Source organism: Roseobacter sp. (genome assembly GCF_045106495.1).
In the GTDB taxonomy this organism is placed as follows: domain Bacteria; phylum Pseudomonadota; class Alphaproteobacteria; order Rhodobacterales; family Rhodobacteraceae; genus Roseobacter.
In genome coordinates this window covers 1-22,464 of sequence record NZ_JBGCEQ010000031.1, presented here as the reverse complement: position 1 = coordinate 22,464, position 22,464 = coordinate 1, and the positions used below count along the sequence as shown (strand labels likewise).

Here is a 22,464-nt window from a genome sequence, read left to right as displayed (position 1 = left end):
GTCACACGCCCTCCTGTTTTGTGGTCATTGGAGGTTCGGGTGGGTCGTCGCGTGATGGATCAATATCCATCGGGTGCTCTGTATCTGGCACATGAGCGCGACGGGCCAGGCGCGAAAAGCTTTCAAGGGAAAGCATCACCGCTCCAACAACCGCGAGGAAAACACCGACATCGAAGAGCGCCGCGGTCGCCAGCTCAAATTTTTCGAAAGGCGGGATGCGGACATATGTGAAATCGGAGGTCAGGAAGGGCTTACTCACAAACCATGATCCGATGCCCGTAAATCCAGCAACCAGCACGCCCGCGCCAATCACACCATGATAAGGGTATTTCAACCGGGCGGAGGCCCAGCTGAATCCGCTCGCCATATATTGCATCACGACGCCAATGGACACGACGAGACCGGCAATGAAGCCGCCGCCCGGCTCATTGTGCCCGCGCAGGAATATGTAGAAGCCGACCATCATCACCACAGGCATCATCACGCGGGTCAGGACCACCATCATCATCGGGTGCATGTCACCGGCCCGTGGTTGATCGGGTTTGCGATTCAGCAGCCGTGCGCGCACCGGACCAGACAGGAGCGTTTCAGTCAGCGCATAAATCAGCAGGGCGGCAATACCCAAAACGATGATCTCGCCAAAGGTATCAAAGCCCCGGAAATCAACGAGGATGACGTTTACGACATTGGTACCACCCCCGCCTTTGTAGGAATTCGCCAAATGGAATTCCGAGATCGGCGATGTGATCGCGTCACGCATCAGGAAATGATAGGCCATCGCCATTGTGGCCAACCCGCCAGCAATCGCGATCGTGGTGTCACGAACGCGGCGCATCACGGTGCTCTCAATCGGTGTTTGATTTGGCAGAAAGTTCAGCGCCAGTAGCAACAGAATAATTGTCACCACTTCAACCGTGATCTGCGTCATGGCAAGATCGGGCGCGCTGAAAAACACGAAACCGACCGAAACCATCAAACCCGCAATACCGATCAGGATCAGAGACATCAGGCGATTGCGGTGTAAAAAGACCATTCCCATTGTCGCGGCAACCAACATTGCCCAACCGGCAACGACCACTGGTGTGACCGGTTGCATGGTCCGTGTTGCGGCACCAACTGTTCCAGTTGTCCAGGCGAAGTACCCAGCAACCACCACAGTTGCCACCATTATCGCGCCATATCGGGAGAACGCACCGTTGTGCAGACCATGAGTGAACCTTTTGGCTAACAATACAATTGCTTCAACCAACCCTTCGAATATCACTTTAGCCTCTGGTCTGGGGGTGCCATCCCATATGCGCAACGCAGGGCGGTAAGCCAACAATAAGAGAAACCCACCAACGGTTGCCACGATCGACATATATAAGGCGGGCACGAGGCCATGCCAGATTTTGAAGTACGCTTTGGGCACAGCATTGGCATCACCCAGAACGGAAGCCGTGACCAATTTTACGAAAGGTTCTGCCAGAAACGGTGCTATGCCGATGACCACGACCAGCACCACCAAGATTGCGGGGGGCAACCACAGACCTGCGCCGGGATCATGGGGTTTGGCTGGATAGTCGTCACGCACTTTTCCAAGGAAAGTGTGGCCAATCAAGCGGAAGCAGTAGGCAGCAGAGAATATGGACCCAAAGACGGCAAGCCCTGGCACGAACCAATGGGAATGGAACAGAACCGTATGATGGGCCTCTTCCAGCATCATCTCTTTTGACAAGAAGCCGTTCAACGGTGGAATGCCCGCCATCGACAACGCGGCCAGACTGGCAATTGTGAAAGTGATGGGCATCAAATGACGCAGGCCACCCAGCCGACGGATGTCGCGCGTGTGGGTTTCGTGATCAATGATACCTGCGGACATAAAAAGCGCGGCCTTGAAGGTCGCATGATTGAGAATATGGAACATCGCCGCCATGGCCCCAAAGGCAGTACCCGTGCCCAGAAGCATGGTGATTAACCCCAAGTGGCTCACCGTGGAAAATGCAAGCAGCGCTTTGAGGTCATGTTTAAAGAGCGCAATGACCGCGCCGAGCACCATCGTGATCAGACCGGCGGTAGTGACGATCACAAACCACTCCGGGGTGCCTGACAGAACCGGCCACATGCGCGCCATGAGGAAAATCCCCGCCTTCACCATGGTGGCCGAATGTAGATAAGCAGAAACAGGCGTGGGCGCAGCCATGGCGTGAGGCAGCCAGAAGTGGAATGGAAATTGGGCAGATTTTGTAAAGCACCCGAGGAGGATCAAGATCAATGCAGGCAGATAGAGAGGCGAGGCCTGGATAAGATCGCGGTTTTCAAGAATGACGCTCAGATCATAACTGCCGACGATTTGGCCCAAGATCAGCATGCCACCGATCATCGCCAAGCCCCCCATACCGGTCACGGTGAGAGCCATACGCGCGCCCTGACGGCCTTCAGGTAGATGCTTCCAATACCCGATGAGCAGGAAAGAGGAGAGCGAGGTGAGTTCCCAGAAAACCAACAAGAGCAGTATATTGTCGCTCAGGACAATCCCGACCATCGCGCCCTGAAAAAGTAGCAGATAGGTAAAAAATTCGCCCATGTTGTCTTCGCGTGCGAGATAAGATCGCGCATATGCAATGATCAAGAGGCCAATTCCGAGGATCAGTAGAGCAAAGAAAAAGCCAAGCCCATCCAGCATCAAGGTGAAATTTAGACCCAGCGCCGGTATCCAATCCACGCGTGCCGTGACCAGATCTCCGGCGATGACCGCGGGCAAATTGGTCAGCAGGCCAATGAAAGCCGCCAGCGAAACGGTAAATGTGACCCCCGCGCAGGCCTGCCTGCCTGCGGAGTTCATCAAACCTGGCAGCAGGGCACCGAAAAATGGCAAAGCGACGATGATGAAGAGGGACACGCGAACTCCTGATCTTTAGTTCGGAAAGTTCCCCACTTTCTGGGTCAGTTTGAGCCTGTTCTCAAGCGAAACCGTCAAAAATCAGCAAATTCTTGCATTGAAATCAAAAACACAACTGCTTGGAAGGGTGTCGATGGCGCTTGCAGATCATTGGTCGAATTGGCGTGTTTGTTAAGAATTCCGACCAACGCCCGAATGGAAAACGCAGGGTTTGTCCGCCGCGGTTCGGCCATGTTTTGACCGCAATTCAAACACGGCACTGATCGTGAGTCTTTGAAACACAACCAGACTTGTCGAATGATTCGCTGTAAGTCGCACAATTTTTAGTTAATGCGGTGATATTCAATCAGAACAAGAATTGGCACTTAAATTATTGAAATTATTATCTATAAATGGGATTTTTATTTGGGCACTTTCGTTAAGAGTGCACGCATTGGAACCAAACCCAACCGCGATTGTTGAACTGTTTCCACCAGAGGTAGCGCGTCAAAACGAGTTTTGAACTTGAGCGGAACTGTGGCATAAAACGGCTTCAGTTAGCGCATTTGCGCGACGGATCGGACAATCTGGAAGGGGCAGTGTTGGGGAGTTGAGGAATGTACCTCCGGCATGAAAGGCGATCACATTCTTGCACGTATCGTGCGTCATCGAGGGGCTTTGGCACACGTCTTAACAGCTGGCAGCTGCAGTGCCTCAGGTTCCCATCCGCGTTTTCCTCGTTGTTAAAAGTAGTTCAGTAAAAGGTATTTTGTTATGACTTTGCAACTTGCTCAATCTCGGCGCGTAAAAGCGTTGTCGCAGCGCAATGCGGACCGTATTCTGGTGCATCCCGCGCGATACAAATCAGATGTTGTCCTTCCTGACGAAAGCACTGCCGCTGGTTATCTGATTAATGCGCTTGATCAGGGAACGTCGTTGTCGGAGATCGAAGCCGAGACCGGCTGGTCGAAAGCAACTGTGATGATCAACCTTTACAAAGTGGCTAAGAAATCCGGGGTCGGTATTCACCGCCGTAGCGACATTATGTACTTGATGCTGCCAGAAGGGGCAGAAGGCATACACCCGAGCAAACAGATTATCCGTAATGAAACCGTTATTGATGGATGCGCGACGCGCCTTGCGTCGGTTTGATGGGTAACTGAGGGTAAAGACGCCTCAGTGATGCCTCAAGTACAGCGGCTATCTCGTCATTGACTGGCAAACAGTTGCAGTGGACATTGAATTGTAATCGGCACCGCGTGGAGCCTAGACGATGACTTTTTGGGGACGCTGCTCGCCGACACCAAAGATCCGTTTATAGCGCTGGATTTCGTCAGCTGGTCCCATCGCCTTGTTGGGATTGTCCGATAGCTTGACCGTTGCCTTGCCATTTGCCTCAACTGCTTTGCAGACAAGTGAAAACGGCGCAAGGCGGTCGTCGGGTACCAGTTTTCTAAAATCGTTTGTCAAAAGCGTACCCCAGCCAAATGATACGTTCACCCGGTCAGAGAATTTGATGTGCAAAGATCGTATCTTGTCCACATCAAGGCCGTCGCTGAAGATAATCCGTTTGGTGCTTGGATCTTCGCCGCGCGAAATCCACCAGGCGATAGCGATCTCTGCTGCGCTGGCAGGGTCACCGCTGTCGACGCGAATGCCGGTCCAACCCGCCAACCAGTCCGGGGCTTTGTCGAGAAAACCCTGAGTGCCAAAAGTATCTGGCAGAATGATCCGCAGGTTGCCCTCATGTTCTTCATGCCAATCGGATAGGACATCATAGGGTGCGCGTGCCAAGGCATCATCCGTTTCTGCCAAGGCAGCATAGACCATCGGCAGCTCATGCGCGTTGGTGCCAATGGCTTCGAGCTCACGATTCATCGCGATCTTGCAGTTCGAGGTGCCGGTAAATGCCTGTCCAAGGCCTTCCTGCATCGCTTGAACACACCAATCCTGCCAAAGATAGCTATGCCGTCTGCGCGTGCCAAAGTCGGCAATTGAAAGATCGTGCATGTCGCGCATGGCTTCGATTTTTTCCCAGACACGGGTCATTGCACGGGCATAAAGTACCTGCAGTTCGAACTTGCCCATCTTGTTCAGCACCGCGCGTCCGCGCAATTCCATCAGGACAGCCAAAGCCGGAATTTCCCATAGCATGACCTCAGGCCAAGTGCCTTCAAAAGTCAGTTCGTATTGATCGCCATTGCGTTCCAGATGGTAGGGTGGCAGGCGCAGATTTTCGAACCACTCCATGAAATCCGGGCGGAACATCTGGCGTTTTCCGTAGAACGTGTTCCCGCGTAGCCAAGTGCTTTCCCCGCGCGACAGGGACAGAGACCGGATATGATCCAACTGCTCACGCAATTCTCCCTCGTCGATCAGTTTTGCCAAGGGAATACTCTTGGTGCGGTTGATCAGGCTGAATGTCACACGGGTATCGCGCTTGTTGCGGAAAACGGACTGACACATCAGAAGTTTGTAAAAATCCGTATCAATCAGAGATCGGACAATGGGGTCGATCTTCCAATTGTGATTCCAAACCCGCGCCGCGATATCAACCATTGTGCGTCTCCAGCATCACCCCGGCAGCTTTCATGCCCGAAAGGGCGGCGTCCAAAGATCCGTCCAGATCGATAGCACGGCAAAAATCTTGGTACACGGTGACCTTGAACCCAAGTTTTGCGGCATCCACGGCGGAGAAGTTCACGCAGAAATCCAGAGCAAGACCCACCATCAAGACTTCATCAATCCCGCGCGACTTCAGGTAGCCTTCGAGCCCCGTTGGCGTCGCGTGATCATTTTCGAAAAATGCGGAATAGCTGTCTATTTGGGGATTGTATCCTTTGCGAATGATGAGATCGGCATGATCCACCTGCAAACCTGCGTGAAACCGCGCCCCTTTGCGCCCTTGCACGCAGTGATCGGGCCATAGCACCTGCGGACCATAGGGCATGTCGACCATATCATAGGGTGATTTTCCAGCATGGGACGATGCAAATGAAGAATGCCCTGACGGGTGCCAGTCTTGTGTAAGGATCACCGCTTCTGCATCTGCCATTAAGGCATTGATCGGGGATACAATGGTGTCCCCTTCTGGCACGGCCAGCGCGCCGCCAGGGCAAAAATCCTTTTGCACATCAATTACGATCAGAGCCTGGGACATCTATGCATCTCCTTTTTCCATCTTGTGGTTAAGGGGATGTTCCGAGTGCGTCAATGCCATCCGCCTGCGCCTTGGGAGATGCGCGGATTAACTGGCCCCTTGCCTGTGCGGCAGACGCGGCATATTTGAGCGCTCATGTATACCGTCGTCGCCCTTTATCACTTCACGCGCTTTGATGATCCCGAAGCCATCAAACCTGGTTTACTCGCACTTTGCCTAGCGCACGATGTGCAAGGCACCTTGCTCTTGGCGGGCGAAGGGATCAACGGCACCGTTGCTGGGCCACGCACCGGCATTGAAGCGGTGATTACGCATCTAAAATCTCTTCCCGGCTGCGCCAATTTGGAGTGGAAAGAGGCCACCAGCGCGAAAGCACCTTTCGGTCGGATGAAGGTCCGCATCAAACGTGAAATCGTTACAATGGGCCAGCCAGACGTCGATCCGCGCGCGCGTGTCGGACATTACATCGAGCCGCAGGATTGGAACGCCTTGATTTCGGAGCCAGATGTAGCCGTTATCGATACGCGAAACGATTATGAAGTGGCCATCGGGACCTTTGAAGGCGCCATTGATCCAAAAACTAAGAGCTTTGGCGATTTTCCGGCGTGGTGGGAGGAAAATAAAGCACGTTTTCACAACAAGAAGATCGCCATGTTTTGCACTGGCGGAATTCGCTGTGAAAAATCCACCAATTTTCTGTTGGGTCAGGGCGTGGATGATGTCTATCACCTCAAAGGCGGCATTTTGAAGTATCTCGAAGACGTGCCCGAAGAAGATACCAAGTGGGAAGGCTCCTGCTTTGTGTTCGACAACCGGGTGAGCGTTGAACATGGTCTACGCGAAGGGCCGCATTCCCTGTGCCATGGCTGCAGGCGTCCCATCTTGCCGGAAGACGTCAAACGGACCGAGTATGAGGCTGGTGTCAGCTGCCATCAATGTGCGCATGAAACATCAGAAGCGGACAAGAACAGGTTTCGCGAGCGGCAAAAGCAAATCATGCTGGCGAAGGCCCGCGGCGAAGCTTGAGATCAGGCGGGCTGAGCTGTTTTGCGTCTTGGTCTGCTGCGCGACAGGAGCCAGAGCATGATTGCGATGTTCAGGCCATTCCAAAGGATGCCATTGACAAAGGCCAGTTGATACGAACCGCTGGCATCATATATCCATCCGGACATCCAACCACCAAGCGCCATGCCCAGAATGGTTGTCATCAGTACAAATCCAACCCGCGCACCAGCCTCACGTGCGGGCATGTACTCGCGCACGATCAAGGCGTAGCTGGGGACAAGACCTCCTTGGCTCAGGCCAAAGATCAGGCTGACGGCGTAGAGCGAGACCAAACCTCCCGACGGCAGATACAAAAACAGGGCCATGCATTGCAGCGCTGATCCAATGAGCAGAGTTTTCACGCCTCCGAGTTTGTCCGCAACAAGACCCGATACGATGCGTGATCCTACACCCCCTAAAAGCATCAAAGCCAACATTTCGGCACCTACAGCGGGCCCATATCCCAGGTCCACACAATAGGAAACGATATGTACTTGCGGCATTGACATGGCCACGCAACATCCGATCCCGGCCAGTCCTAAAAGGTATTGCAGTGCACGTGGCGACAATCCCGATGAACTTGCATTCTGCAAGGACTGTGCCTGAGCGGTGACCCGAGTGTCTTCGGGTACTTGTCTGCGCAGCGCAAGAGACAGCGGGATCACACCGACCAGCGTGACAATGGCCATGACCAAATAGACACTGCGCCACCCCGTGGTCTCTAGCATTCCAGCCAGGACCAGAGGCCATATTGCCCCTGCCAGGTAATTTCCGCTCGCTACCAGCGCGACGGCAATGCCTCTGCGCCGCACAAACCAGTGTGATATGTCAGCAATCAAGGGTCCAAACCCGACTGCCGATGAAAAGCCGATCAGAAGCTGTGCCAGCGACAGAAAAGCAACTGAAGTGCTAAGAGTGGCCAGTCCAAAACCTAAAGCGATTCCAATGGCTGCGGCAATCAGCGATACCGTCACGCCGAAGCGATCCACCGCTTTGCCAATCCCGAAATTACCAAACGCAAAGCCGATCATCGTCAACGTGTAAGGCAAGGAAGCTTCCGCACGCCCAGAACCGAATTCCGTCTCTACCGCGGGCATGATTACGATAATCGCCCACATGCCGACGTTTGCGATCGTCGCGATCGCCAGGGTCAGAACAAGCCTGCCCCAAGAATATATGCTGTCGGTGATAGGCATATGCGGTACCGTGCCCCTTTTTGCCTATCTGCTCCCAATGATCTTGCCGGCGCAAGCGCACAAACCGCAATTGCGTTAAGAGAGTGGAAAGACCTTTTGCGGTAACCCTTTTGTTGGGTGAATTTATGAGTGGTGGAGATATGGGCGCGCAGAGCAATCTGGCACCGATCATCATCAAGAGAAAGAAAATTATCGCGGGCGGTCACCATGGTGGAGCCTGGAAGGTCGCATATGCGGACTTCGTGACAGCGATGATGGCTTTTTTCATGATGATGTGGCTGCTGAACGCAACAACCGAGCAACAACGACAGGGGTTGGCGGATTACTTCGCGCCGACTATTCCGATCAACCGTGTATCCGGTGGCGGAGATGGTTCGTTCGGGGGCGACAGTATCTTTTCTGAGGAAACATTGCCGCAGAATGGCTTGGGCGCTTCAGCCCAGCATGCCACACAGAAAGACAAAGCGGCCGGCGAATCCGGGGTCAGCGAAGAAGGTGGCGAACGTAACCGCGCTGATCAAGCTTTGGAAGCCGTCGCGGCCGAACTTACCGCGCGTGGCGGTGAGAGCACCGTCATGGAAAATGCGCTCAAGCACATTGTAACCAGAATTACGGATGAAGGTCTTGTCATAGAGTTGTTTGCATTGGATGGCTTACCGCTTTTTGTCGACGATACCGACCGGCCAACACAATTGATGGAAACACTTGTGGATTTGGTCGCAAGCGTAGGTGTGACCCTGGTCAACGACGTTGCCATTGGCGGCCATGTTCGCTCTGGGCCTGTTGTTTTGGCGGAAAACCCAGTATGGGGCTCCTCTTTTGCGCGTGCCAGCCGGACCCGTGTTATGCTTCAGGAAAAGGGTATCGTTGCCGAAAGAATGCACCGTGTCACCGGACATGCAGACCGTGAGCCTGTGCATCCCAACCCGATGGCAACACGCAACGATAGGGTGGAAATTGTGCTACTTCGCTGAATTGTGGCTTAAATAGGGCGCATTTTATATGTTAGCGCGGTGTTAAGTCCGGGCGTCTATCTGAGTGATCAAATAATGATCACATCAGAAAGGCGTGCCCATGACAATTTCATCTTCGCTCAATGCAGGCGTTGCAGGTTTACAGACAAATGCTCAGCGATTGGCGTCCATTTCGGACAACATCGCAAACTCCTCAACTTACGGCTACAAGCGGGTTGAAACGGATTTCGCGTCCATGGTTTTGTCTTCGGGAGGCGGCTCCTATGCGGCTGGGGGCGTTCGCGCTGCCACGGAACGTTTGATTGATCAGAGCGGGACGCTGATCGGGACGTCAAATTCAACCGACATCGCGGTACGTGGGAGTGGTATGATCCCTGTCGCGCAAGCGGCGCAAGTGGCAACAAGTGGCGCGGATGCTCCGATGTACTTAGCAACAACCGGTTCTTTCCGAACCGATGCTGACGGCTACCTGAAATCCCAAACCGACTTAATTTTGATGGGTTTTCCTGCGAATGCAGATGGGACAATTCCCCAATATCCAAGAGATACTGCTGATGGTCTGGAACCGATCCGCATAAATACCAGCGCGTTGGTGGGCAATCCGACCACGGCAATCAATCTCGGGGTCAACTTACCAGCAACCGAAACTGCATTTGGCGCGGCCGCGGCTACGGAACAGATTGCCGTTGAATATTTTGACAACCTCGGCACATCGCAAAGCCTCCGCATAACATTTGCTCCCGTGCCTCCAGCGCTCGCGACGGACCCGGCGACAAACGAATGGACCATGAATATTTATGATTCTGCCGGCGACCCACTGACCTCCATTGGAGAAATTGACATTCAGTTTAACGACAGCCGTACACAGGGCGGTACAATCGACAATGTCGCTGTCAACGCAGCCGTGTTTCCAACGCCTCCCGGCACGCCACCTACATATGACTCAACCACGGGCATACTTACGATAGAAGCCGCATCGGGTCCGATTGAGATCGATATGGGCGCTTACGGTGACAACGAAGGGCTATCTCAGCTTTCATATAGCTTTGCTCCTGTTGCTGTAACAAAAGACGGGTCTCCGATCGGAAATTTCATTGGTATCGACATTGATGCGAACGGTTATGTTCGCGCATCATTTGACACAGGTGAAATTAGGACTGTTTATCAAGTGCCGCTCGCAAACGTTCCAAACTTCAATGGGTTAGAAGCTCTCGATAGCCAAACCTATTTGCCTTCCAGAGATAGTGGTGCGTTCTTTCTTTGGGATGCGGGAAGCGGGCCTACCGGAGATATTGCATCATTTGCACGTGAGGAATCCACGACTGATGTCGCTGGCGAACTCACCAATATGATCAAAACGCAAAGGGCTTATTCTTCCAACGCGAAAGTCATCCAGACAGTGGATGAGATGCTGCAAGAAACAACCAACATCAAACGGTGATCGTAACGAGCGCCTGAAACTCAAGAAGAGGGCTGGATATGACTATTTCCTCAGCGCTATCAAATGCTATGACCGGTTTGCGCGCCGCTGGGCGCAATTCGGAGACGATTTCAGCAAATATCGCAAATGCGATGACCCCTGGGTATGGTGTTCGTTCGCTTGACCTATCGTCTTCGCAGATCGGTGGCGTAAATATTGATGGAATCACTCGGAACGTTAACCCGGCCCTTCTTGCTGACCGAGGCCTTGCTGATGCCGCATTCAACAATGCGAACGATCGGACAATTTTCTTGAAGGGTTATGAAGACACTCTGGGGACACCGGACACCGCGAACTCTCTTTCGGCGCGCGTTGCCGAATTTGAAAGCCAACTGATCACCGCAACTAGCCGCCCCGATGCGCCAGAAAGGCTGGAGGGCGTCGTCAACGCGGCACGCGATCTGGCGACACTTATTTCGTCCGCTTCCAATGACATTCAAGAGTCCCGAAGCGAAGCGGATCGCAATATTGGCATCCAAGTCGATAAACTCAATTCGTCACTGGCGGGCGTAAAGGAACTGAACGTTCAAATTACAAAAACGGCTGTGCTCGGTGGCGATACTTCTGCACTGCAAGACAACCGGCAAGCTCTAGTCGACGAAATTAGCTCAATTGTACCCGTCCGCCAAATTCCACGGGATAATGGCCAAATAGCGCTCTATTCAACAGGCGGCGTAATATTGATCGACGGCGGTGTGGCAGAAATTGAATTTTCTCCAGTGAACCAAGTAACTCCATATATGACACTCGCAGGCGGACACCTGTCGGGCCTGACGATAGATGGTTATCCAGTGCGGACCGACAGTGCACGTGGTGCACTAGGTGGCGGTTCGCTCGGTGCCCAGTTTGAAATCAGGGATGAACTCGGCGTGGATGCGCAAACGCAACTTGATGCCCTGTCACGTGATCTGATTGAGCGCTTTCAGGATCCTGCCGTGGACGCTTCATTGGCAGTGGGAGACGCTGGCCTATTCACGGATTCAGGGATAGCTTTTGATCCTCTCAACGAAGTTGGGGTGTCTGAACGCCTTTCAATCAATGCAGCCGTTGACGAAAGACAAGGCGGAGAAGCGTGGCGTATTCGAGATGGAATTAACGCTGCAGTTCAAGGAGATGTTGGGGACTCGCGTCTTTTACAGTCTCTCTCCAGCACTTTGAGTGCAAAAAGAGTACCTGCAACTGGTGACTTTGGAAGCGGCGCGTTTTCTGCAATCAATCTGGTCGCAACTCTTACTTCTCAGTTAGGAGCGGACAGGGCACAGGCTGAACAAAGTCAGACTTTTGCATCCACTCAGCTCAATGAACTGACACAACTGGTGTTCGCCGAAGGCGTAGACACAGATCAAGAATTGCAACGGCTGCTACTTGTCGAGCAGGCCTACGCCGCGAATGCGCGTATGATCTCGGCTGCTGACGAAATGATGCAAACAATATTGAGGCTATAACTATGGGTTCTGTTTCATTGGGCGATCTTGCTCAGTCTTTTATGCTTCAACGCCGCAGTGTAAGCTTGCGACAAGATATGTCCCGACTGACAGATGAGCTTTCAAGTGGTCAAGTCGCAGATATCCGAGAAGTTCTTTCGGGAAATCACAATTACCTGACTGGACTGGAGCGATCGCTAGAAGTTCTGGATGGTTATTCGGTGGCAAATGCCGAAGCAACTTATTTTACCGGAGCAATGCAGATCACTCTCGAAAGAGTCCAAAACTTTGGTAGTGAACTGGGACTTGATCTCATCTTGGCAGGTGGTGGTCCGATCGGTGTCATTTCTGGCAATCCGTCCGACAATGCCCAAATACAACTTCAGGGTGTTATCAATTCCTTGAACGATGATGTCGCCGGCAGGAGCATGTTCGCAGGAACTACTACTGACCAAACTCCTTTGCCAAGCGCGGATGATTTACTGGCTCAAGTTCTGGCCGTTGTGACGGGCCAAACCACACCAGAAGACATTGTTGCTGCGGCAGAAAACTGGTTCAACGATCCAGCTGGGTTTGATACTGTTGCATACACTGGATCTGACACTGCACTTGCGCCATTTGTTCTTTCTGACACGGAACGTGTGACTCTCGATGTTCGTGCAAACGATCCAGCAGTAAAAGATCTTTTGCTGCATATGACCGTCGCAGCGCTGGCCGAAGACCCCGTTCTTGGATTGGATGTCAATCAGCAATCAGAGCTTTTGCGCATCAATGGACTGGGTTTGCAGTCCAATCAGGATCAATTGACCAGCCTACGAGCCAAAATCGGGTTTACAGAAGAGCGCATCTCACTAATCGCCGCGAGAAATCAAGCCGAAGAAACCAGTACGGAATTTGCGCGCAATGCCCTGCTTGCTGCGGATCCTTTCGAAACGGCAACCGAATTGGAAAACGTGCAGTTCCAATTGCAGGGCCTTTACTCAGTAACTGTGCGAAGCTCGCAACTTTCTCTGGTGAATTTCCTATGAAATCGCTTCTTACATTGGTCCTATTTGTCTCTCTCCAGATAACGGCGGCGGTAGCTGGACCGGTGCGAATAAAGGACTTGGTTGAATTCGATGGTGTTCGCGGAAATGACTTGGTTGGTTATGGTCTTGTCGTTGGTTTGAACGGCAGCGGCGACGGCTTGCGCAACGCTCCATTCACCGAAGAGATCATGTCAAACATTCTTGAGCGTCTCGGCGTCAATGTCACCGGCGAACAATTCCGTCCAAAGAACGTGGCGGCTGTTTTTGTCACGGCAAGCCTACCGCCGTTTTCCCGTGCGGGTGGCCGTATTGACGTAACAGTCTCTGCGATTGGGGATGCCAAAAGCCTGCTGGGCGGTACGCTCATCATGACGCCGTTGAATGCAGCCGACGGGCAAATATATGCGGTTGCGCAAGGGACAATCATTGCCGGTGGCGCTGCTGCCGAAGGGAACGGGGCGGCGGTTGTCGAAGGTGTACCAACCTCTGGCGTGATCCCCAGCGGCGCGCGTGTCGAACGCGAGATTGATTTTGATTTTAGCTCTCTTTCCACATTGCGAATGGCGCTTCTTTCTCCCGATTTTACCACTGCCGAACGGATGGAGCGGGCGGTCAATGATGCCTATGGTCGAACCGTCGCGCGCATGTTGGATGCGGGCACGGTTCAAGTGAACATCGCGGCCACGCGCGCGATTTCACCCGCCCATGCCCTAAGTGAGATTGAGAACATACGCGTTGAACCAGAACGTCGGGCCCGCGTGGTGGTTGATCAACGATCCGGCACCATTGTTATGGGCGCAGACGTGCGCATTTCGCCTGTTGCCGTGTCGCAAGGCAATCTGACTTTGCGGGTGCAAGAAGCCCCGCTTGTCGTTCAACCAAACCCCTTTGCCAATGGCCAGGCGGTTGTCGTTCCACGCACCGAAGTAGCGCTGGAAGAACAAGAAGGGACAGGTCTGGCCGTTGTTCCTGGCGGCACCTCTCTTTCCGAGGTGATTGCAGGGCTGAATGCGCTGGGCGTTTCCCCGCGCGAGATGATCGATATTCTCAAAAGCATCAAAGCCGCAGGTGCCCTGCATGCAGAGTTTCTGGTAAGGTAATTTCGTATGTTGCGCCACAAGACCAAAGCAACTGTCTGTCTACAGCCAACGGAACAGAGACACCTTAAACTGCCAACTTTTGAGCTATGTTCCGAAACCTCTGATCCTAGCGGGGTAGGCGACGCAAGATGTTTCGCAAACTATTGCTGAAGACCATCGGCCGGTAAAATGTTATGCCTTGGGCGTCAGAAATAGCTCCTGACAAGACTGCCGGCAATCAGGCTCCACCCATCTGCGACGACAAAAAAGGCAAGCTTGAAGGGAAGGGAAACGATTGCGGGCGGCACCATCATCATACCCATCGACATCAGCACAGCCGCGACCACCAGATCGATGATCAAGAAGGGCATGAAGATCAGAAATCCGATCTGAAAAGCCCGTTCAATCTCGCTTAGTAAGAATGAGGGAACCAGGATCGAAAGTGGGCTGTCGACCGCTGCACTTGTGCTGGTCCCTTCAGGTCGCAGCAGCGCGAGCGTTTCGAAGGTTTCCAAATCGATCCGCCCCACCATAAAGATGCGAAACGGACCCATCGCGTTTTCAAAAGCCGCTTCCATGTCCAATTCTTCGGACAGCAACGGCTCAATTCCCAAGCCCCAGGCCTCTGTGAAAACAGGTTCCATCACGAAATAGGTTAGAAAAAGGGCCAGGCTGACAATCAGCATATTGGGCGGTGATTGTTGCAAGCCAATGGCTTGCCGTAAAATTGCTAGAACGGTCACGATAAAGGGAAAGCACGTAACCATAATGGCAATGCCCGGCACAAGGCTGAGCACAGTGATGAGGATAATGAGTTGGATGCTGCGCGCCGCAAGAGAGCTATCATCCCCAAGCGAGATTGAGATATCTTGTGCCTGTGCGGGCAGAGGTAAGCCCGACATCAAGGCGATTGCCCCAAGAAAGAGCATGAACCGGAACATCAGGCTTTTGTCGCACCGCTCTTTAAATCAACCACTTCCGTCAGGCGGACAGAAAGCTGACCGGCTTGATCGCCTTCAAGCTCTTGCAGTTCGCCACGGGCGATCAGGCGATCACCGATATAAAGATCAACAGGATCCTCAATCCGTTTGTCCAACGGCAAGATCGCCTGCTCCCCAAGGTTAAGAAGGTCTTTGACCAGGGGGCGCGCCTTGCCAACCGTAACTGTCACCTCGATCGGCACATGGGTGAACGGGCTTTCCGACGCATCTGTCGAAGGAGGGCTGTCATTAGCCATTGGCTGCTTCCTGTTTTTGCGAGGTAAAGAAGGTATCTACTACCGCTTTGATTTTAAGGAGTGTCTCATCCATATTAATTTCCCGTTCACGGTCAGCGAATTTTAAAAAGACCTGCCCCACACATAAAGTGGGATCAGATCGAACCGCGACAGTAAGAGAAGGGCTTTCAGAAAGTAGGTCAGAGATGCGATCCTCATCATCTGGCGCGACTGCCAAAGAGACATCCTCTGATATGCCATCTTTCACTTCTTCCATGATCAGCTCGTGAACTTGAGAGGCCAATGCGCCCTGTGCCACAACCGGAAGAACCTTGGTGATCATGTCTTCCATAAGGGGCGCCAGCGCACCCAGCATATCCGTCCGCGCCTCTTGAAAAGTGAAGGATAAATCTTGCAGGTTACTGGCAAGGTCAGCCGAGATTTGCGACTTTTCATCAGCCTGCGCCTTAATAGCGTCGTCCCATCCAGCCTTAAAACCGCGGTCAAACGACTCTAGCTTCGCCTCTTCCAAAGAAACCGCATCTGCACCCTGCATCATGCCGGGTCCACGGGGAGATGTGCCAAACTCTTCCAGAATAAGGGGCGTGTTCACTAAGCTGCCTCCTCTTCATCTTCCATCCAACTGCGCAGCAATTCAACGGTTTCATCTTCACGGTCTGAGATGAGCTGACGCAGGCGGCCAACAGGATCTTCCGCGCCCATTCCGCCCATTCCACCAAGATCTGGCAATCCCGGCAGATCAGGCAAGTCACCTAACCCACCCCCTGCCATTGCCATGTCTGGCATCGGATCGGCATCGTCTTGGATTTCTCCTGTAAGGACCTTGTCATCGTTGGTGTCGCTTTGCCCGGTTCCCGGTGGTGGCAGGGCGGGCGCAGGGGTGTTCGCAGTTGCAAGAACCGGCTTAACCACGAAAAGTCCCAGAACCAATGCGACAAGGGCCAAAACAGCGAGTTGAACCAGCGACATTACATCAAGATTTATTTGGTCCAGCAGGCTTGGCGCACCCACTGTGCCTTCCATGACAATGGGCTCAAACTCCATCGATTTTAGGGTAATCACATCGCCACGTTCTTCGTCAAAACCAACGGCAGAGGCGACAAGCTCGCGCAGCGCTGACATTTCTTCTTCGGACCGGGGGGAAAACGTCTCAACACCTTCAGCATCTACCGCCGTTGTTCCATTTACCAGCACCGCGACGGTGATCCGCTTAAGCGCACCGGGGGCGCGGACAAGTTCACGCTGCGTTTCGGAAACTTCAAAATTGATGCGTTCGCGTGTTTCGCTGTTGGTTGACGAGGAAGATCTGTCACCAGCCCCATCACCATCGGGTAAATTCGATGCGACGGTGACATCTCCGCCACCACTGTCATTTGCAGAGGTGCTTCGTTCTTCGGTGTCAGTGCTGATTGCGACCCGATTTTCGGGATCAAAGCGCCGTTCTACAATCGATTCGCGATCTGTGTTTGTTTCAACGCTGACCTCAACCACAGCGTTCCCATACCCCACCCGCGCCTCGAGCAGGCGTTCAATGCGGGCGCGCATCGCGTCGGCCTTGTCGTCACCGGCAGGATTTGTGGCCAGTTCGTCGCCAGAACTAATCAACCCGCCGGTGCCATCGATAACTGAAACATCTTCGGGCAGCATGCCGGCCACAGCTGACGCTACCAGATATTTTAATGCCTTCGCCTGTGGTACTGAAAGCGACCCCGCCGAGGTGGTGACAGATACCGACGCTTTTGCCCCAATTTCGCGCTGGAAGGGGGTCGAAGACTGGTTTGCAATATGAACCCGAGCTGCCTTGATATGTGGGCTTGCCATGATGGTTCTGGCCAATTCCCCCTCTTTTGCGCGCCAGTAGGCTGCGTCAAACATTTGGGATGTGGTGCCAAACCCGGTCAATTGGTCAAGCAATTCATATCCCCCGCTCACATTCGCGGGAAGGCCCTCGCTGGCGAGTGTCATACGGAACTGATCTCGAGAGTTTGAGGCGACAAAAATGGCCCCACCCCGCACTTCGTAGACGGCGCCACGCTGCTCCAAAGCGCGAATCACTTCTCCTGCCTGAGAGCTTTCCAACCCTGCATAAAGCAGCGACATGCTGGGTTTGGATGCCATCCTAGACATCATCAAAACTGCAGCAAAAACTGCAATTGTAGCGATTGCGACAATGATTTGCCTGCGAAGACCTAGCCCCGCCCAACTGCCCGCTAGTTGATTCACTATTCTCTCCTCACCGGGCGTTCTGCCCAGTTTGTACTCGTTATGTTTCGCCGATCGGGCTTAATAATCGGTTAGCCCTCATCACTGTATAGAAACGGTCAACGGTTATCGGGCGCAGCTATGGCAGATGAAGAAATTGACGAAGAAGAGGTTCCAAAGAAAGCCTCTAAATTCCCTTTGATCATTGGGTTGGTATTGGCCATTGCGGGCGGCGGAGGTGGGTTTTTCGCTGTGCAGTCAGGTATGATTCTTGGCGGTGAAGCGGTGGAAGAACCAGAGGACGAGCCCGAGGTTAAGGCAGGTGCTTTGCCTGATATAACATTTGTTGAGGTAGAACCTTTGGTCATTTCTTTGGGGGCAGAAGCGCGCAACAAGTACCTCAGGTTTCGGGCGCAGCTGGAAGTTGTCGATGGATATGAAGCCGATGTGACTAAGCTTTTGCCGCGCGTGGTTGACGTGCTGAACAGTTATCTGCGTGCGGTTGAGACTGCACAGCTGGAAGATCCATCAGCTTTGATACGGCTACGCGCGCAGATGCTGCGGAGGGTTCAAATTGTCACTGGTGAAGGCCGCGTCAGGGATCTTTTGATCACGGAATTCGTACTGAATTAAGAGATATGTGATGGAGATGATGGCTCAATTCGCACAAGGATCTGACATGATTGCAGATATTCTTTTGATTGCCGGTGCTCTTGGGGCGGGCTTCTATTGTCTGGTTTTGTCCCGCCGGTTGCGCCGATTTAATGATCTTGAAAAGGGTGTAGGCGGTGCTGTGGCGGTCTTGTCTGCCCAAGTCGATGACATGACCAAAACGCTGGATAAGGCACATCGTGCGGCAGTGTCTTCAACTGGATCGCTTGATCAATTAACGGAACGCGCCGAGGATGCCGCCAAACGGCTGGAACTTTTGGTGGCCTCCATGCACGACTTGCCAGAACCACCCGCACCTAAGCCGAACAAGGCACAAGAGCCGGTGTCGGAGGAGACGTTGTTCAAAAGCCACCGGGATCGCGCTGAGGCAGAGGTCTGATGGCTGGGATAAAGAAACGCCGTCGTGCGGGGCGTGGCGCGCTCTTTCTGGTGGCCATTATGCTGATTGGGTCCGGGTTGCTGCGATTGGGGGCAGAACACGGACAGGCACTCGCGCAGGCATTGACCAAACCTGCAGTGCCTATTCCTGCATTGGACTTGAATACTGAGGCATTGCGCAGTGATCTTGAAGCGCTGATGGCCACATTAAAGGAACGCGAAGCCCGCGTCGCAAGGCGAGAAGAGCAATTGTCAGATCGTCTGCAAGCCCTTGCCTTGGCAGAAGAACAAATTGACAGCAAATTGAGTGATCTTGTTGCCGCAGAGGAGGGGTTGGCGGCCACGCTCTCTCTGGTCGAGACGGCTGCAGAGACGGATCTGGCGCGGCTCACGTCGGTTTATGAAAATATGAAATCCAAGGATGCCGCTGCCTTGTTTGAGGAAATGGCCCCAGAATTTGCGGCCGGGTTTCTGGGGCGCATGCGCCCCGATGCAGCCGCAAAAGTGATGGCAGGCCTTAGTCCGCAAGCCGCCTATTCCATCAGTGTCATTCTGGCCGGACGCAATGCCCGGGCTCCCAGTCAATAATGCAGAGAGTTTCTTAAGGTTCATCTGCCATTTTATCTTTGGATATTTGGTAGGTAGGAGTCGTTTACGATGATCGGCATCATCGGAATTGTTGTGATCTTTGTCATGGTGTTTGGCGGCTATCTGGCGGCCGGCGGCAAAATGGGAATCATTCTCAAAGCCCTTCCGTTTGAGTTCATGATGATCGGGGGTGCTGCAGCCGGCGCCTTTCTGATCGGCAATGATATGGGCGGCATCAAACACACGCTAAAAGATGTTGGCAAAGTTTTCAAAGGCGCAAAATGGAAGGCCCAGGACTACCGTGAACTTTTGTGTCTATTGTTTGAATTGATCAGATTGGCTCGGCAAAATCCTGTGGCGATTGAAGAACATATCGAGACACCAGAAAGCTCTTCTATATTTTCGAAATACCCCAAGATCATGAAGGATCATGAAGCAATAGATTTGATTTGCGACACGATGCGATCTGCGTCAATGAACTATGATGATCCCCATCAGGTCGAAGAAGTGCTTGATAAGCGCATGGATGCCAACATGCATCATGCGCTGCATTCCAGTCATGCGTTGCAAACCATGGCCGACGGTCTGCCAGCACTGGGCATCGTGGCGGCGGTGCTGGGCGTTATCAAAACAATGAGCTCTATTGATCAACCACCCGAAGTGTTGGGCAAGCTGATCGGTGGCGCCCTTGTTGGTACATTCCTTGGTGTGTTTCTTGCCTATGGTTTGGTCGGTCCGTTTGCAGCCAAGGTAAAAGGTGCGACCGAAGAGGATGCTCATTTTTACCAGTTGATCCGCGAAGTTCTGATCGCCAACTTGCACAACCACGCCACCAATATCTGCATTGAAGTGGGGCGCCAAAACACACCTCACCACAACCGGCCAAGCTTTTCCGAACTGGAAGAGGCGCTAAAATCTGTAAAAGACGCTGCATGATACGGTATGTGGCCCTTTTGCTTTTCTGGGTTCTTGGGATGCCTGCCTTTGCGCAAACAGTCACAACCCGGTCTGGTGAACATGCTGACTTTTCCCGACTTGTCTTCCGAGTTCCCGTTGATCTGGATTGGCAGGTAGGGCGCAATGAAACCGGGTATACCGTGTCCTTTGGAGCGCCGGTGGCGCAGATTGATACCGCGCGCGCCTTTGATTTGATTCCACGGGATCGGGTTAGGGACTTAAGTATCAGCAGCACCCAGGACGCCATTGATATTGGTGTGGACTGTCCCTGCCATGCAAACGCGTTCCTGTTCCGCCCCGACATGTTGGTTGTTGATATCATTGACGGCCCCGCCCCCACGCAATCACCCTTTGAAGTGCCGCTTTCACAACCAAATGGCACTCCGGAGCTGGTGGCGCGGCAAAGCAGCGGGACGGGTGATGATCCTCAGATCATGCCTCAGCAAAGCGAGACATCTCAAGAAGAACTGCGCGCGCAACCCGTGCTTCCGCTTCTTTTTGATCGACCAGCGCTTGCGGTGGCGCCGCCCGCCAGCCCGACGCCAGTTCCTAAGCAGGATCGCGTTCAGATAGGTTTTGTTGAAGATCAGCAAGATCGTGTGGATCAGGCAGCACAAACGCTGCTTACTCAAATCGGTCGCGCTGCGTCTCAAGGTCTTTTGGAGCCTGCCTTGGATGAGATACCTTCTGCCTCTGCTCCCGTTCCCATACAGGCAGAGCCCGTCGAAGAACTGGTGGAGATACAACCAGAGAATCAAGAGCCTGCGAAAGCAGCGGATCATGTCTCACTTCGGGCAGGGTCGCGCATTGATCTGGATATTGCGTCGGTATTTGGCGACAGAACGCTTCGTACTTTGGACGGTGATGCATGCATCAGCGATGCAGAATTGGCGGTAAACACCTGGGCGGATGATAAACCTTTTCCTGAGCAAATCGGAGAGTTGCGTCAAGCGCTGGTGGGTGAGTTTGACGTCATCTCTGATGCCAACGTGCTTGAACTGGCAAAATTCTACATCCACTTTGGATTTGGCGCTGAAGCAATCCACATTATGGAATTGGCCACGGACCCCATCCCTCAAGCGCAAATGCTGCGTTCTATGGCTTCAATTGTGGATAAGGGTTTTGACCCAAACGCGGGGCCCTTTTTGGAACCATTGGGATGCGACGGCCATGCAGCCCTTTGGGCCGCGCTTTCGCTTTCTGAATTGTCTGGCGGAAACACTGTGAATACCACGGCCATTCTACGCGGGTTCATGGCCCTTCCCGCCCATCTTAAACGACATTTAGGATCCGGTCTTTCGGACAAGTTTGTTGCCCTTGGCGATACAAACACCGCCCGAATGATTTTAAGGGATATGGATCGCACGCCTGGTGACCAAAGTGATCGAATTGGCTTGAGCGAGGCAAGATTTGACGCCGCTGACGGACAACCGGCACAGGCCAAAGCGCAATTGGAAGACGTAATAGATCAAAATAATAACGTGGTTGCCGCCGAAGCAATCATTGCCCTGGTTGAAACGTTAACGGTTGAAGACAAACCGATTGATGATCAAACAGCGGTATTGGCGGGATCATTGGCCTTTGAATATCGCAACGATGATTTGGGTCCTGAACTTGCCCGAGTGGAAGTGCTTGCTTTGGCTGGAACGGGCCGTCATGCGCAGGCGTTGGATCGGATCAATAACTCTGCCTTTCCAACCGTATTAGCGCAAGATACGCGTGATAAAGTCGCGTCGATGATGCACAAAAATGCCCTGGACGCAGATTTTGCAGCCCTTGCGACGGGACCCTTGGTAGGCGAGGCGGAAAACCTATCCCGGCAAACATCTTATGATATTTCCAGGCGCTTGGCTGATGCCGGCCTTTATGAAGAAGCGAAGCAGTACTATGATGCGATTGAAAGACCAGACCCGCTGGAAGACGAAGTCTTGCTTAACGCCTATCTTTCCCTGGCGATGGATGATCCTGCCCAGGCTTTAAGATATATGCTTGGTTTGCGAACAGAAGCTGCAGATGGTCTGCGTGCGCAAGCCTTTGTCGCCATGGGCGAATATGATCGCGCAGCTCCGATCTATGCGGCGCAAGGCGCAGCAGACCAGTCCGATCTTGCATCCTTTAGGGCTGAAAACTGGCCAAATCTCGCACAATCCGAAAATGAAGACCGTAAGGCATTCGCTGATCTCTT

At 53.1% G+C, this 22,464-nt stretch carries 20 protein-coding genes; 12 read left to right on the top strand and 8 right to left on the bottom strand.

The genetic code is table 11. The features are described 5' to 3' along the window. Position 1 precedes the first annotated feature (1 nt). Positions 2 to 2,881, bottom strand: a complete 2,880-nt coding sequence (locus AB8B75_RS17515) for a monovalent cation/H+ antiporter subunit A (protein WP_405364103.1) — start codon at positions 2,879 to 2,881, stop codon at positions 2 to 4. Between the two features lie 753 nt (positions 2,882 to 3,634). Between AB8B75_RS17515 and AB8B75_RS17510 the strand changes: the two genes are divergently transcribed. Then, positions 3,635 to 4,012: a hypothetical protein gene (locus tag AB8B75_RS17510; RefSeq protein WP_405364102.1), complete on the top strand. Its 378-nt coding sequence runs from the start codon at positions 3,635 to 3,637 to the stop codon at positions 4,010 to 4,012. 114 nt (positions 4,013 to 4,126) lie between these two features. Here the strand turns inward: AB8B75_RS17510 and pncB are convergent, their stop codons facing one another. Together pncB and pncA are read right to left on the bottom strand one after the other, a co-directional pair. Next, positions 4,127 to 5,419 carry a nicotinate phosphoribosyltransferase gene (pncB, locus tag AB8B75_RS17505; protein WP_405364101.1) on the bottom strand — a complete coding sequence of 431 codons (1,293 nt, stop codon included), beginning with the start codon at positions 5,417 to 5,419 and terminating at the stop codon, positions 4,127 to 4,129. Next, a complete protein-coding gene (gene pncA, locus AB8B75_RS17500) occupies positions 5,412 to 6,020 on the bottom strand; it encodes a bifunctional nicotinamidase/pyrazinamidase (protein WP_405364100.1) in 609 nt (202 codons plus the stop codon). Before pncA ends, pncB begins: the two co-directional genes overlap by 8 nt. Before the next feature lie 135 nt (positions 6,021 to 6,155). On the opposite strand from pncA, the gene AB8B75_RS17495 reads away from it, so the two are divergent. Next, entirely contained in the window at positions 6,156 to 7,046 is an 891-nt protein-coding gene (locus AB8B75_RS17495; RefSeq protein ID WP_405364099.1) for a rhodanese-related sulfurtransferase, read from the top strand. A 2-nt stretch (positions 7,047 to 7,048) separates the two neighbouring features. Here AB8B75_RS17495 and AB8B75_RS17490 read toward each other — a convergent pair whose 3' ends face one another. Continuing rightward, on the bottom strand, positions 7,049 to 8,260 hold the full coding sequence (locus AB8B75_RS17490; protein WP_405364098.1) for an MFS transporter: 1,212 nt from the start codon (positions 8,258 to 8,260) through the stop codon (positions 7,049 to 7,051). Positions 8,261 to 8,400: 140 nt separating this feature from the next. On the opposite strand from AB8B75_RS17490, the gene AB8B75_RS17485 reads away from it, so the two are divergent. The 5 genes from AB8B75_RS17485 to AB8B75_RS17465 all read left to right on the top strand — a co-directional run bounded on the left by AB8B75_RS17485 (position 8,401) and on the right by AB8B75_RS17465 (position 14,266). Beyond that, positions 8,401 to 9,234, top strand: coding sequence for a flagellar motor protein MotB (locus tag AB8B75_RS17485; RefSeq protein ID WP_405364209.1), 834 nt, complete (start codon positions 8,401 to 8,403; stop codon positions 9,232 to 9,234). 100 nt (positions 9,235 to 9,334) lie between these two features. After that, positions 9,335 to 10,675: a flagellar hook protein FlgE gene (locus AB8B75_RS17480; protein WP_405364097.1), complete on the top strand. Its 1,341-nt coding sequence runs from the start codon at positions 9,335 to 9,337 to the stop codon at positions 10,673 to 10,675. Between the two features lie 38 nt (positions 10,676 to 10,713). Then, the gene (flgK, locus tag AB8B75_RS17475; protein WP_405364096.1) at positions 10,714 to 12,159 is read left to right on the top strand and encodes a flagellar hook-associated protein FlgK; all 1,446 of its coding nucleotides are present in this window, start codon (positions 10,714 to 10,716) and stop codon (positions 12,157 to 12,159) included. 77 nt (positions 12,160 to 12,236) lie between these two features. Continuing rightward, positions 12,237 to 13,166, top strand: coding sequence for a flagellin (locus tag AB8B75_RS17470; RefSeq protein WP_405364095.1), 930 nt, complete (start codon positions 12,237 to 12,239; stop codon positions 13,164 to 13,166). Beyond that, positions 13,163 to 14,266, top strand: a complete 1,104-nt coding sequence (locus AB8B75_RS17465) for a flagellar basal body P-ring protein FlgI (protein WP_405364094.1) — start codon at positions 13,163 to 13,165, stop codon at positions 14,264 to 14,266. The genes AB8B75_RS17470 and AB8B75_RS17465 overlap by 4 nt, the downstream gene beginning before the upstream one ends. A 185-nt stretch (positions 14,267 to 14,451) precedes the next feature. Here the strand turns inward: AB8B75_RS17465 and fliP are convergent, their stop codons facing one another. From fliP to fliF, 4 genes are read right to left on the bottom strand one after another with little or no spacing between them, the layout of a single operon-like run. Then, the gene (fliP, locus tag AB8B75_RS17460; RefSeq protein ID WP_405364093.1) at positions 14,452 to 15,186 is read right to left on the bottom strand and encodes a flagellar type III secretion system pore protein FliP; all 735 of its coding nucleotides are present in this window, start codon (positions 15,184 to 15,186) and stop codon (positions 14,452 to 14,454) included. Continuing rightward, complete coding sequence (locus AB8B75_RS17455) at positions 15,186 to 15,482, bottom strand: FliM/FliN family flagellar motor switch protein (RefSeq protein WP_405364092.1); 297 nt, start codon at positions 15,480 to 15,482, stop codon at positions 15,186 to 15,188. The genes fliP and AB8B75_RS17455 overlap by 1 nt, the downstream gene beginning before the upstream one ends. Further along, entirely contained in the window at positions 15,475 to 16,020 is a 546-nt protein-coding gene (locus tag AB8B75_RS17450) for a flagellar biosynthesis protein (protein WP_405364091.1), read from the bottom strand. Before AB8B75_RS17450 ends, AB8B75_RS17455 begins: the two co-directional genes overlap by 8 nt. Positions 16,021 to 16,073: 53 nt before the next feature. Next, on the bottom strand, positions 16,074 to 17,705 hold the full coding sequence (fliF, locus tag AB8B75_RS17445; protein WP_405364090.1) for a flagellar basal-body MS-ring/collar protein FliF: 1,632 nt from the start codon (positions 17,703 to 17,705) through the stop codon (positions 16,074 to 16,076). 120 nt (positions 17,706 to 17,825) lie between these two features. On the opposite strand from fliF, the gene fliL reads away from it, so the two are divergent. The 5 genes from fliL to AB8B75_RS17420 all read left to right on the top strand — a co-directional run. Next, positions 17,826 to 18,317, top strand: coding sequence for a flagellar basal body-associated protein FliL (fliL, locus tag AB8B75_RS17440; RefSeq protein ID WP_405364089.1), 492 nt, complete (start codon positions 17,826 to 17,828; stop codon positions 18,315 to 18,317). Between the two features lie 10 nt (positions 18,318 to 18,327). Then, complete coding sequence (locus tag AB8B75_RS17435) at positions 18,328 to 18,735, top strand: hypothetical protein (protein WP_405364088.1); 408 nt, start codon at positions 18,328 to 18,330, stop codon at positions 18,733 to 18,735. Further along, positions 18,735 to 19,322 (top strand): MotE family protein, encoded by a 588-nt coding sequence (locus AB8B75_RS17430; protein WP_405364087.1) that lies wholly within the window; start codon positions 18,735 to 18,737, stop codon positions 19,320 to 19,322. Before AB8B75_RS17435 ends, AB8B75_RS17430 begins: the two co-directional genes overlap by 1 nt. Positions 19,323 to 19,391: 69 nt before the next feature. Then, positions 19,392 to 20,258, top strand: coding sequence for a flagellar motor stator protein MotA (gene motA, locus AB8B75_RS17425; protein ID WP_405364086.1), 867 nt, complete (start codon positions 19,392 to 19,394; stop codon positions 20,256 to 20,258). Beyond that, positions 20,255 to 22,464, top strand: a 2,210-nt coding sequence (locus AB8B75_RS17420) for a hypothetical protein (protein WP_405364085.1), incomplete at its 3' end; no start/stop codon positions are given. The genes motA and AB8B75_RS17420, both read left to right, overlap by 4 nt.